The 12,633-nt window shown below is 45.5% G+C and carries 8 protein-coding genes; 3 read left to right on the top strand and 5 right to left on the bottom strand.

The genetic code is table 11. From position 1 onward, the window contains the following. The first annotated feature begins 2 nt into the window (after positions 1-2). The gene (locus tag NSTC745_RS26680) at positions 3-1,397 is read left to right on the top strand and encodes a tetratricopeptide repeat protein (protein ID WP_445633672.1); all 1,395 of its coding nucleotides are present in this window, start codon (positions 3-5) and stop codon (positions 1,395-1,397) included. Further along, positions 1,394-2,398, top strand: coding sequence for an aldo/keto reductase (locus NSTC745_RS26675; protein WP_445633671.1), 1,005 nt, complete (start codon positions 1,394-1,396; stop codon positions 2,396-2,398). Before NSTC745_RS26680 ends, NSTC745_RS26675 begins: the two co-directional genes overlap by 4 nt. A gap of 278 nt (positions 2,399-2,676) precedes the next feature. On the opposite strand, the gene NSTC745_RS26670 is transcribed toward NSTC745_RS26675, so the two are convergent. The 3 genes from NSTC745_RS26670 to NSTC745_RS26660 all read right to left on the bottom strand — a co-directional run bounded on the left by NSTC745_RS26670 (position 2,677) and on the right by NSTC745_RS26660 (position 5,252). Next, positions 2,677-3,279 (bottom strand): methyltransferase domain-containing protein, encoded by a 603-nt coding sequence (locus NSTC745_RS26670; RefSeq protein ID WP_445633670.1) that lies wholly within the window; start codon positions 3,277-3,279, stop codon positions 2,677-2,679. 115 nt (positions 3,280-3,394) lie between these two features. After that, entirely contained in the window at positions 3,395-4,747 is a 1,353-nt protein-coding gene (locus NSTC745_RS26665; RefSeq protein ID WP_445633669.1) for a selenium-binding family protein, read from the bottom strand. A 226-nt stretch (positions 4,748-4,973) separates the two neighbouring features. Beyond that, complete coding sequence (locus NSTC745_RS26660; RefSeq protein WP_445633668.1) at positions 4,974-5,252, bottom strand: hypothetical protein; 279 nt, start codon at positions 5,250-5,252, stop codon at positions 4,974-4,976. 698 nt (positions 5,253-5,950) lie between these two features. Here NSTC745_RS26660 and NSTC745_RS26655 point away from each other — a divergent pair. Continuing rightward, a complete protein-coding gene (locus NSTC745_RS26655) occupies positions 5,951-10,696 on the top strand; it encodes a PAS domain S-box protein (protein ID WP_445633667.1) in 4,746 nt (1,581 codons plus the stop codon). 207 nt (positions 10,697-10,903) lie between these two features. Here the strand turns inward: NSTC745_RS26655 and NSTC745_RS26650 are convergent, their stop codons facing one another. Together NSTC745_RS26650 and NSTC745_RS26645 are read right to left on the bottom strand one after the other, a co-directional pair. Further along, a complete protein-coding gene (locus NSTC745_RS26650; protein ID WP_445633666.1) occupies positions 10,904-12,181 on the bottom strand; it encodes an MFS transporter in 1,278 nt (425 codons plus the stop codon). After that, complete coding sequence (locus NSTC745_RS26645; RefSeq protein ID WP_445633665.1) at positions 12,147-12,620, bottom strand: MarR family winged helix-turn-helix transcriptional regulator; 474 nt, start codon at positions 12,618-12,620, stop codon at positions 12,147-12,149. Before NSTC745_RS26645 ends, NSTC745_RS26650 begins: the two co-directional genes overlap by 35 nt. Between the last annotated feature and the right edge of the window lie 13 nt (positions 12,621-12,633).

Genomic DNA, 12,633 nt, shown 5'->3' with positions numbered 1-12,633 from the left:
CAATGGTCAAAGATTCATTTGGACTGGAAATTACTACCGATTCATCGGCTGCGGTAGATGCCATTAATAGCTTTGTGGATCGATTATTTAGCGTCGGGAACGATGCTGATGTGATTCTCAAAGCAGTTGAGGCAGATCCAACTTGTGCGATCGCCAATGCTCAAGTTGCCGCATTTTACTTGTTTGCTGGTGGTGTTGCCTCAACCCAGGCAACATTTTATCTGAATGCGGCTAAAGCAAACCTCAAAACAGCCAACGAGCGTGAAAAACTTTACGTTGCAGCAATAGAAGCTTGGGCAAACCGCGATATCCAGCAAGCGATCGCTTATCATGAAGCGATTACTGTTGTTTATCCCCGCGATTTAGTCTCAGTGCATATAGCCCAATTTCACTATAGAAATTGCGGTAACAGCCAGGGAATGCTGGGCATCGCTGAAAAAGTTTTCGCCGCCAATCAAGATAATCCCTATATCTACGGGATGCTGGCATTTGGACTAGAAGAGTGCCATCAGATACCAGAAGCAGAAAAATACGCAAGACAAGCGATCGCACTCAAACGAGATAATCGTTGGGCGCATCACGCCATTGCTCATGTGTTAGAAACCGCAGGACGCCTCGAAGAAGGGATTACCTTAATGGAAAGTCTAAGTGATACTTGGGAATATACTAGCTCGGCTTTTTATGGACATCTTTGGTGGCATACATCTCTTTACTACCTGGATATTGAAAATTTTGCCAAGGTGGTGGAAATATATGACACCCGTATCTGGGGACGGGCGAAAAAAGACAGCGGTCGCGAACAGATTAATGCGATCGCTTTGTTGCTCAGGCTAGAGTTACGCGGTGTAGATGTGGGTTCGCGCTGGCAGGAACTTGCAGGTTATTTACAACCACGGATACACGAACACGTCCTCGCCTTCCTGGATTTGCAGTACATTTATGCATTGGTGCGGGGGGGTAAAGAAGACTGGGCGGCCCAAATGTTAGAGAGTATGCAAGATCATGCCGAAAAAGTATTACCCTATGCTAGGCGTACTTGGGCAGACATTGGAATACCCGCAGCTAAAGGGATGATAGCCTATGCTCGTGGAGATTTGAAAGAAGCGATCGCCCAACTAGAGCCAGTATTGCCAGAGTTGCAATCCACAGGTGGATCTCACGCTCAACGAGATTTATTTGAGCAAATTTATCTTAATGCTTTGATCCGCCAAAGGCAGTATCACCAAGCCTTGAATGTTTTGGAAAAACGCCAAGCTGCCCGCAGCAACATTCCCATAATTCAGCGGGAATTGGCTAACACTTACAGCCAGCTAGGACGCACCGATGAAGCACATCGAGCTTCCCAACTGGCTTTAGAACTATCACAACGTTATCAAAAAGTAGAGCAAACAGTATGACCGCATACGTAAATCTCGGAAAAAGTGGACTGAAAGTATCGCGCATTGCTTTAGGTACCATGACTTATGGCGATCGCAAATTGCGAGAATGGGTGTTAGAAGAAGAAGAAAGTCGCCCTTTTATCAAACTGGCTTTGGAGTTGGGGATTAACTTCTTTGACACCGCCGATGTTTATTCTTTGGGTGTCAGCGAAGAAATCCTGGGACGAGCATTAAAAGACTTTGCCAAAAGAGACCAAGTAGTTATTGCTACTAAAGTTCATGGCAAAGTCGGTGACGGCCCCAACGATCGCGGACTATCTCGCAAACATATTTTTGATAGCATTGATGCCTCATTGCGGCGTCTACAGACAGATTATGTGGATTTGTACCAGATTCACCGTTGGGACTACGAAACGCCAATTGAAGAAACCTTAGAAGCACTACACGATCTCGTAAAAATAGGTAAAGTTCGTTACTTGGGGATATCGAGCGTTTACGCATGGCAGTTTGCCAAAGCCCTTTTCCTGGCTGACAAACACGGTTGGAATCGCTTTGTATCCATCCAAAACCACTACAACTTAGTTTATAGAGAAGAAGAGAGAGAAATCATCCCTCTATCTTTAGACCAAGGAATTGGAATTATTCCCTGGAGTCCCTTAGCGCGAGGCTTCCTAGCTGGTAATCGCAGCAAAGAAGACTACGGTCAAACTGTGCGGGCAAAAACCGACGAATTTGCCCACAAACTCTACTATCAAGATTCAGATTTTCAAATTGTCGATCGCGTCGTTGAATTAGCGCAAAAACGCGGTGTCAAACCATCACAAATAGCCCTAGCTTGGTTATTGCATCAACCGGGTGTGACAGCGCCAATCGTTGGCGCTAGTAAAATCGAACATCTCAAAGAAGCAGTTGAAGCTGTGGATTTGAAGCTTTCAGATGGAGAACGTAATTACTTGGAAGAACCCTACAAACCCCATACCATCTTAGGACATCAATATCCTTCCGGGAATCGCGTGTAGTCTGGAATTAGAGAGGAGGCAGGAGGCAGAAGGCAGAAGGCAGGAGGCAGAAGGTTCGGTTCATACTAAGTTGCAATCAGATATAGTATTTCTCCCCCTGCTTCCCCTGCTTCCCCTGCCTCCCCTGCCTCCCCTGCCTCCCCTGCCTGTCTTAACAGATAAATTTCCTTAACACCAAGCGTATTGGGCTATGGGGTGCTATCGGGTGGAGCGCTGGACGATTTAAAGCAGCTCTTTACAGCAGAGGACGAGGAAGCAGCCTCAGGTGGTTGTGGTTGCTAGCTCGATGTCACCTGGAAAATTGCTAAATGTTCTTCGCCTTTGCGGGCGGGGATAGAATCCTTCGCAGCCTTAAACAAGATGATATCGAAGTAGGGTGAAAAGCTATCCAAAATTGCCTGCGGTTTCACGCCAAACGGGGGGCCATCTAACCGACTATGGGTAAAAAACAGGGCAATCAGTTGACCATTGGGACGTAGCAAGTTTTTTACAACCCGTACATATTGCGATCGCAACGTTGGATCGATGGCACAAAAACAAGTATGTTCTAATACGTAATCAAAACTATGTAAAAACTCTGGTTCCAATTCAAAAATGTTGCGTTGTAAAAATTGAACGTTCAGTTCTCGTGCTTTGGCAATAGTAGAGGCACGGGCGATGGCGCTGGGAGCAAAATCAAACCCAGTGACATCAAACCCTGCTGTTGAAAATAACATCGCATCCTGTCCGCTTCCACAGCCTAGAACTGCTATTCGTCCGGGTTTGGGGGCTTGAACTGATGCCAGAAGATTAATAAATGGTGGAGCCGGACAGCCCAAATCCCAAGGATCTCGATTTTCTTGATACCGTTTTTCCCAAGCTTCGGCGTTGAGGTCAATCATGATTGAATTCTACTTTAGGAGGCAGAGGGGCAGGGGGGCAGGGGGGCAGAGGGGCAGGTGAGAATCCAAAACCTCAAATCCAAAATCTAAAATCTAAAATCCAAAATAGAACGGGTTAGATCCAAATATCTGAAGTGCAATCACCGCCAGGATAGCGCATCTCATGGGCGCGAGAGGGGCCTGCTGGTTCTTTGCCAAAGTCAACGTAGAAATCTTCGTTGATTTTGAGTCCGCCATTTTCGGTGTCGCAGTCAATTTGTAATAAATATGAGCCGGTTTTGGATAAATCAGGATAAAACTGATTATCCCAAGTGCTAAATAGGGAATTTGTCACATAAAGCCGTTTGCCATCCAGACTCAGCTGTAGCATTTGGGGGCCGCCAGCCAATTTATGACCTCGAACTTCACCAGCGTTACCCAACAAACCACCGCACCAAACTTGACCGGTGAGTCGGGGATGGGATGGGTCGCTGATATCATATTGGCGGATATCTCCATGCAACCAATTGGAAAAGTAAATATAGCGATCGCACATGGAAATCAAAATATCAGTAATCAAAGATGGCACTGGTATCGGCCAACCTTCCACCTCTACTGAAGCTATATCAATTACTTTCTCTATTTGCCAATGACCGTTAGGTTTGTGCCAATGCCAAACATTACTACTGAGTGCTGCGGCGACAAACCCATGAGTGCTGTCGGGGTTATGGTGAAAGCGCACTTCTAAGGGAATTAATCCTTCTTGTCCTAAGTCATAACTTTGGATAATTTCTCGTGTTGACCAATCCCAAAAATGTACGTGATGGCCGTAGTTATCGGCTGCTACGTCGTTTAGGTCAAAACCCGGATAATAGGTTTTGGGTGCGCCCCATTCACTACTCACCATGATGTTATGACGCGGCTGATACCAAAAGTCATAGTTAAACCGCATACCTTCGGCTTGATGTTCCCAACGTCCAGCAATGTCAAAATTTTCATCTAGTAACAAAAATCCACCAGGGCCATTTCCCTGACTGTCGCCCAGCATGGAAATCATTACGTGGCCATCTGCTAGACAGTGTACTGTATGGGGTGCGGTTAAATTGGTTTTTTCTTGAATTTCTTGTGGTTCAATGACTTTGTGCAGTTTTGGCGCTTTGGTATCTGCGGTATCAACAATATAGATGCGGCTAGAACGTTGCCCAGGTATGACGGTAAATCTGCGGGATTTACCAGCATCGCCGTGACAAGAGCTACAAGCGTTCCAACCAAAGTGATGTAATTCATCGCCAATGTAAGGCATAGATAGACGATGAATCACTTGGGAATAAGTGGGAGAATTGGGGTCAACGTCTACGGTGGCAAGATAATCTGGTTGTTCGATGCCAGTACCAGTGTAGAGAGCGATCGCATAAAGCACTTTTTCTCTTTCAGCTTTGCTGGCTGCTTCTGGAGAAGCGTAGCCAGGGCCACAACAAGCATGAGTCATAGTTTTACACCTTATCAGCTATAAAAAATTACAACCAGTTTTAAGTAGAAGACAGAAGGTTCCAAGGAAAAAGACTTATCCGATGATGATAGCACTCAGCATTTTTATTTTTAAGTATTTTCACTATTGATTATGACAACACAAAGTTAGACATCGCTGCAATCGCTCAAAGTGTTGTTAAATTTTATCAATGCACTCTTTAACAATTCGGTAGCTGGCTTGAAAGTTAATCTTTATTTTTATTATCTTTAATATCAAATTTGCAGTTCTCTAATTCTTGCATAATAGATTGCAAGCGCTGATAGCGTTTATGCTGCTTTGACCAAATTTTACAAGCATCTTTGACAATTAAAATTTCTTCAGGTGTCAAAAGCTCATCAGGTTGACCAGAGGCCAAAATCTGTGCTGCTTTTCGAGCTTTTTCGTATGGTACACCGTACCTAATTAATTCCGTACAAAATATTTTTTCCTTTTCTTCTACTGATATGTAAAATTGACTTCGCATGAGTGAAAAATGTAAAACTTATTTTCAAACTACATCAACAAAAATAAGTTTCCGCTTCAAATCCTACGAATTTCAAATTTTTTCAACTTCTATCTTTAGTTAGAAAGACCAATATATTTATAATACTTTGGATAGGCAATAAATCAGAGATTACTGAATTTAAACACTGATGAATTTGATACTCAATAGCAATATAAAGGTAGAATTAACCCGAAAATAGCTACTATTTTCTCCAAATTTAGACATATTTGACGATGACGAACATTGACAAATACCTACAAAGGTTAAAAGTTGATTTGGAAAGAAAATATTCACGAGACTCAAATCATTACCAGGTTTAAGTTTCAGCGAATAAGTGCTGTATTAATTCAAATTCATGAAACCCTTACATAGGTAAATATTATACTTGAGTTGACAAATTAGTTGTAAAACCAAGTGCAATTTCTTCTATCTTCGGATATATTTTACTAGGAGGGAACAGGACTGCCGTTTGATAAAGAATTTCAAGCCCCATCAACACTTGCCAAGTTTGTTGTGGGGGATTCAAACCCAATGATAGGGAGAGGGAACGAGAAAAGTATTTGAGTTATGAGCGACAACATTAATACTAATAAAAATAACTCAATTACTTCTGGTGAAAATCCTTTATTATTAGTGTCTGCGACTGAATTTTAATTTTGCCAATTGGGTATGTAAGTATGTTAACTCAGCGGACTGTTGTTGTAATTGCTGGCTCTGATGAGGACGATAAGGATTATGAGCATCATTTACAACTTGATGAGAGTTTTACATACAAAATTATTAAACAACAATTTAACACTCATTTTTTGGTATTATTGCGATCGCAACAAATTGATGTCATTCTCTTAGAATTAAATTCTTCTCAATTTAGCAACATCGATCTTATCGGGCAACTAAGCGAACAAATGGGGCAACAGTGCCCCCCAATTGTAGTAATTGGCAGCCCTGATGCAGAGGTAGCAGTGCAAGCCCTCAAGAGTGGAGCGGTAGATTATTTGGTAAAAGACCGCATGACTGGCGATAATTTGCGCCAAGCCATGCACAGTGCGATGAAAAATGCCGAATTACGAGGAAAACAACTTTGCAGCCACGAGCAATTTCAAACATCAGTGGAAAATATGCTCGACTGCTTTGGTATCTTCTCATCCATCAGAGATGAGTCCGGGGAAATAATAGACTTTCGCATCGATTATTTGAATGCAGCCGCCTGCGAAAATAACCGGATGCCCAAACAAATGCAAATTGGCAAAGGATTATGTGAAATCTTCCCTGCTCATCGAGAAACAGGGCTATTTGCCGAGTATTGTCGGGTAGTGAAAACCGGAGAGCCATTAATCAAAGATTCGCTAGTCTACGAAGACTCCTTTGGCGACCAAAAGTTGATACGGGCGTTTGATATTCGAGCAACCAAGTTAAATGATGGGTTTGTTGCATCTTGGCGCGATATTACAGAACGCAAACATTTAGAGTTCCAACTGCACCAGACCATAGCCGCTTTGCAACAACAGCAACACAAGCTACAACATTTGATAGAAAAGGCTCCCATCGGCATTTGCATTGCCTCAGTCAGCGGCGAAGTCAGAGTCATCAACGACGATATGCTCAACCTCCACGGTTACACCCGGCAAGAGTTTGAGCAACAAGGTATTAACTGGCGCGACTTTATCCCTCCAGAGTTTTCTGCAAGTAGCGAGCAAGCAGTCAAGCAAGTGCAGCAACAGGGCTTTCTCCCGCCGCAAGAGACGCAGTTACTACATCGAAATGGAGGGCGCATTTGCGTTTTGCTGAGTGCAACCCAGTGGATGGAACGCAGCGATGAGCATTTAATCTTCGCTATGGATTTAATGCCGCAAAAACAAGCCCAAGCTGCCATCGAACAACTCAACAGGGAATTGACAAATCGGGTGAGCGAACTGCAAACGCTGTTAGATATAATTCCTGTGGGTATTGCGATCGCCACAGATCCAACTTGCATTCAAATGGAAAGTAATGCCTACATTCGGCAATTGCTAGGCGTTCCTCCTGGTGCCAAAATCTCTAAAAGTGCCCCCAGCGACGAGCAACCTGCTTATCGAGTCTTTGAAAAAGGCCAAGAAATACCAGCAGAAAACTTGCCGATGCAAGTGGCTGCCAGATTGGGTATAGACGTGCGAGATCGAGAATTTGAAATCCTGCTCGGTGATGGCACAGTGCGCCAGATATTGGCATCTGCCACTCCTTTGCGGGACGAGAAAAATCAAATCCGCGGCGCCCTTGGGGTTATTTTGGATGTAACCCAGCGGGTTCAGGTAGAAATAGCACTGCGTCAAAGTGAAGAACGATTTCGTAACATGGCGGATAACGCACCAATGATGGTTTGGGTGATAGATGCTACTGGTGAGTGTACTTACCTCAGCAAAATGTGGTGTGAATTCACCGGACAAACCGAAACAACAGGGTTGGGTTTTGGCTGGTTAGATGCGTTACATCCACAAGACCGGGAATTTGCTAGAGACATCTTCTTGCAGGCAAATGAGCGTCACGAAGCATTTCGCTTAGAATATCGATTGCGCCGTCAGGACGGAGAATATCGTTGGGTAATCGATGCAGCCAATCCCTGGTTTGGAGAAAATGGTGAACTTAAAGGCTACATCGGTTCAGTGATTGACATTGATGAGCGCCGACAAATTGAACTTGCTTTAGAACAAAAAATCGAGGAAGCAGAAGCAGGCAGACAAATTCTAGATGCGCTGATGGAATACATTCCGGAAGGAATCACCATTGCCGATGCTCCTGATGTGAGGATACGCCAAGTCAGCCGCTACGGTCAACAATTGATTGGGCGATCGCCACAGGTGCTTGAGGGCATTCCCGCCGAACAACACGTAGAAGCCTGGGATATTTTTTGTACTGATGGCATAACTAGGGCGACAGCTGAGGCCTTACCCCTGACTCGTGCTGTTAAGCAAGGTGAAGTCGTCACCAATGAAGAATGGGTAGTGCGAAAACCCGACGGACAAAAAATTGTCGTTTTGTGTAACGCTGGCCCCATTTATAACTCCAAAGGGGAAATTACAGGCGGTATCGTTGCTTGGCGAGATATTAGCGATCGCAAACAAGTCGAATTAGAACGTCAGCGTAGTGAAGCCATCGTTCAGGCATTTATGGCAGCATCTCCCATTGCCTTAGCCTTATTCGATCGCCAGTTACGGTTTCTGTATGCCAACGAAGCTTTAGCAAAAATCAATGAAGTCCCCTTAAATGAGCATTTAGGACGCACCTTGTGGGAATCTGTGCCTCAGATAGCATCTCAGTTTGCTCCTTTACTCCTCCAGGTGATGGAAACTCAACAACCCGTCCTGAATCTGGAATTCAATGGCGAACTCAGACCCGGTGTATTTCGCCATACAATTGCCAATCACTACCCTGTTTGTTTGCCTAATGGTGAAGCGATCGGAGTCGGGGTAGCAGTGATGGACATTAGCGAAATTACCAAGGTACAACAGGAACTCAGGGAGAGTGAAGACCGCTTCCGCACCTTGGCAGAAAACATTTCCCAGTTTGCTTGGATGGCAGACAAAAACGGGCAGATCTTCTGGTACAATCAACGCTGGTTTGATTACACAGGCTTCACCTTGGAAGAAATGCAGTCCAAGGGTTCTCAGCAAGTACAACACCCAGACCATTTTGAACGAGTGTTTCAAAAGTTTTATCGCTGTATTCAAACAGGCGAAATCTGGGAGGATACCTTCCCTTTACGCGGTAAAGATGGACAGTATCGTTGGTTTCTCTCTCGCGCCGTTCCGGTGCGTGACGAACAAGGTGAGGTTTTGCGCTGGTTTGGCACTAATACTGATATAACCGATCTCCTACAAACACAAGCAGCATTGCGTGAAAGTGAAAATCGCCTGCGACTCGCCCTGGAATCAGCCGAGTTAGGAACCTGGGACTTCAACCCAATTACAAAAGTATTGCAATGGGACGAGCAATGCAAAGCCATGTTTGGACTGTCGCCCAAAGCCGAAGTCAACTACGATATTTTCCTGGCAGGCATACATCGAGAAGACCGCGATCGCACCCATGAGGTTGTACTACAATCGTTCAATCCTGAAAGCGGCGGCGAGTATGACATTGAGTACCGCACCGTGGGCATGGAAGACGGCATAGAACGGTGGATTGCGGCAAAGGGAAAAGCCTTTTTCAACCAGGCAGGAGTAGCTATTCGCTTCATCGGTACAGTTCTCAACATTACTGAGAAAAAACGGGCTGAGGCAGAACGGGAACAACTACTGCGGCGCGAACAAGCAGCACGAGAAGCCGCCGAACGCGCAAATCGCATCAAAGATGATTTTTTGGCTGTTCTCTCCCACGAATTGCGATCGCCCCTGAGTCCCATACTTGGCTGGTCAAGGTTATTACAAACGCGCAAACTCAGTGAAACCAAAACTAACGAAGCCCTAGCTACCATCGAACGCAATGCCAAATTGCAGACTCAATTAATTGACGATCTGCTTGATGTTGCTAAAATCGTCCGCGGCAAACTCAGCTTAAATGTAACCTCCGTCAATTTGGTTTTCATCATTGAAGCCGCCCTCGATACCGTAAGAACAGCAGCCGTAGCTAAGTCGATCTCAATTGACACCTTATTACCTAATATTGGACAAGTGTCTGGCGATCCTGCCCGCCTCCAGCAAATTGTCTGGAATTTATTGTCCAATGCCATCAAATTTACCCGCAGTGGCGGACGAGTAGACATTGAATTGAAAAAAGTCCATAATCAGGCAGAAATTACAGTGACAGACACGGGTAAAGGCATCAGCCCAGACTTCCTGCCCCACATCTTTGAATCCTTCCGCCAAGAGGATGCCTCCATCGCTCGCAAGTATGGCGGATTAGGGTTGGGGTTGGCGATCGTCCGTCAATTGGTTGAGGCACACGGCGGTACCATCGCCGCTGATAGTCCAGGAGAAGGGTTGGGAACCACCTTTACAGTCCGCTTACCCCTGCTGAATGCTGAACCAGAAATCAATAACAAACAGCCGTCGTCACTTGGAGAACTCGCTCTTACAGGAATTCGAGTCTTAGCGGTGGATGACGATCCTGATGTTCGCGAGCTATTAACAGTACTGTTTACCCAGTACGGAGGAGAAGTCATCACAGTTACCTGCGCGGCTGAAGTCCTGGCAACCTTAGAATCCTTCCAGCCGCATGTGTTAGTCAGCGATATTGGAATGCCTGGAGTCGATGGTTATTCCCTGCTTCAAAAAATCCGGACTTTACCCCCTCAACAAGGCGGACAAATAAAAGCAATTGCTTTGACTGCCTATGCAAGAGTAGAGGATTGTCAGCAAGCCTTGAAAAGTGGCTTTCAACAACATGTTACAAAGCCACTGGAGCCTGAAAAATTAGTTCAAGCTGTCATCGCACTTACACAAACTAAGTAGGGAACTGCAAGAAGTAATACCGTTTCACTTGAAGATTGATACATTTGGGCAAGCAGGGGAGGCAGGGGGGCAGGGGGAGCAGGGGAGGCAGGGGGAGCAGGGGAGCAGGGGAGGAAAAAAAGCTAACTGAACCGTATTGAACTAAAACTCTCTTCGCTCCTGCCTTCTGCCTCCTGCCTTCTGCCTCCTGCCTCCTGCCTCCTACCTCTACTCACTTACCTTATACTCCTGCAAAGAGCCTAACTTGCCAATTCCCGGCCAAATCATTGCTGTAGCAATTACTACTAGTATTGTGCCAATTCCGCCACCAACAACGGAAACCACCGGGCCAAATAAGGCAGCAGTCAAGCCTGATTCAAAGCCTCCTAATTCATTTGAGGCACTAATAAACACGCTATTGATAGCAGCAACTCGCCCACGTAAATAATCCGGGGTTCTGATTTGAACTAATGTATGGCGAATTACAACGCTGATACTATCGAGTGCGCCAGCGAGTATCAGCATCAACATAGATAGCCAAAACGAACGAGAAAGCCCAAACATAATTGTAACAACGCCAAAGCCAACTACTGACCACAACAAAGCCGGGCCTGCTTTGCGTAATGGTGGTAAATACGCTAAGGTAATGGCCATAGTCAAAGCACCAATGGAATTCGCTGCTTGCAAATATCCCAACTCCACTGGGCCGACATGTAAAATATCTTTGGCAAAGATGGGTAGTAATGCGATCGCTCCACCCAACAATACAGCAAACATATCCAATGTAATTGCTGCCAGAATTAACTGGTTTTCCCAGACAAATTTAGCACCAGCAGCAAGGGCTTTGATTGATATTGGTTCGCTGGGGCGGATGCCTTTTTTCTCTGTAATTGCCAGGGTTAAAATGAAACACAGCAACGCGGCGATCGCTGCTGCAACATATACTCCTGTGGCGCTTCCCAACAGCGCAATCCCGAATCCTCCCAAGGCGGGGCCGATAACTGACGCTAACTGAAAGCTACTACTATTCCATGTAGCAGCGTTAGTAAAAGCATTTACAGGTATCAACTGCCACATCAGTGCATCGCTGGCGGGTTTGAGGAATGCCCTAGCAACGCCCGTTAAAACCAAGCAGGCGTAAATCAGAAAAACTACGCCTTGAGTATAGGAAAGTACTGCTAAAGCCAGAGAACACAGAGCTAGCAACATGACTGAGAGTAACATGGTGAGTTTGCGATCGCGGCGATCGGCTACATCTCCAGCAATTAAGGTGAGCGCAATCATCGGTAAAACTTGCGCCAAGCCCACTCCACCTAAAACCAGAGCCGAGCCAGTACGCTCATAAAGTTCCCAGCCAATGGCTACGGTTTGCATTTGCGACCCCACGAACAGCAGCAGGCGGCCAATGGTAAATAACCGATAGTCCCGAAACCTCAAGGCTGCAAAGGGATCGTGCTGTGCAACATGAGGGCTATGGCGATTTGATTTCTGTTTGCTCGAAGACATTTTTTAGTAGAGTTAAGCCTTCTTCAATGTTGGAAATTTGTTCTTCTGTCAGACCTTGGAGCAGGTCGGTAATATGAGCGCGAGTTTGATCTTGGGATTGTTTGAGTTGCTGTTTTCCTTCCTCAGTGAGATTGAGCAGCACTCGCCGCCGCTCTTGAGGATCGGCATTGCGTTCGACAAAGTTGCGTTGTACTAGGCGTTCTATGGTCGCTGATGCTGTGGCAGAGGTGACACCCAAATGCTCTGCCAGGTCAGATAACGAAGCACCGGGATTGCGGTTGATGAATGCTAGCGATCGCAACTGAGGTATAGATAAAAAAGCGGCACTGTGGGCACGCATATCCGCTCGGATAAACCGCATCACTAATGGAACTGTTTCCATTACTCTGGCAGCACATTCTTCGGAAGTTGTACCTTGAGTTGGTTTATCCAAGGTCATGGGATTGTTGTTC

It is taken from the genome of Nostoc sp. DSM 114161 (assembly GCF_052692665.1).
The sequence above is the reverse complement of the archived record's forward strand: the minus strand, read 5'-3'. Positions and strand labels throughout refer to the sequence as shown.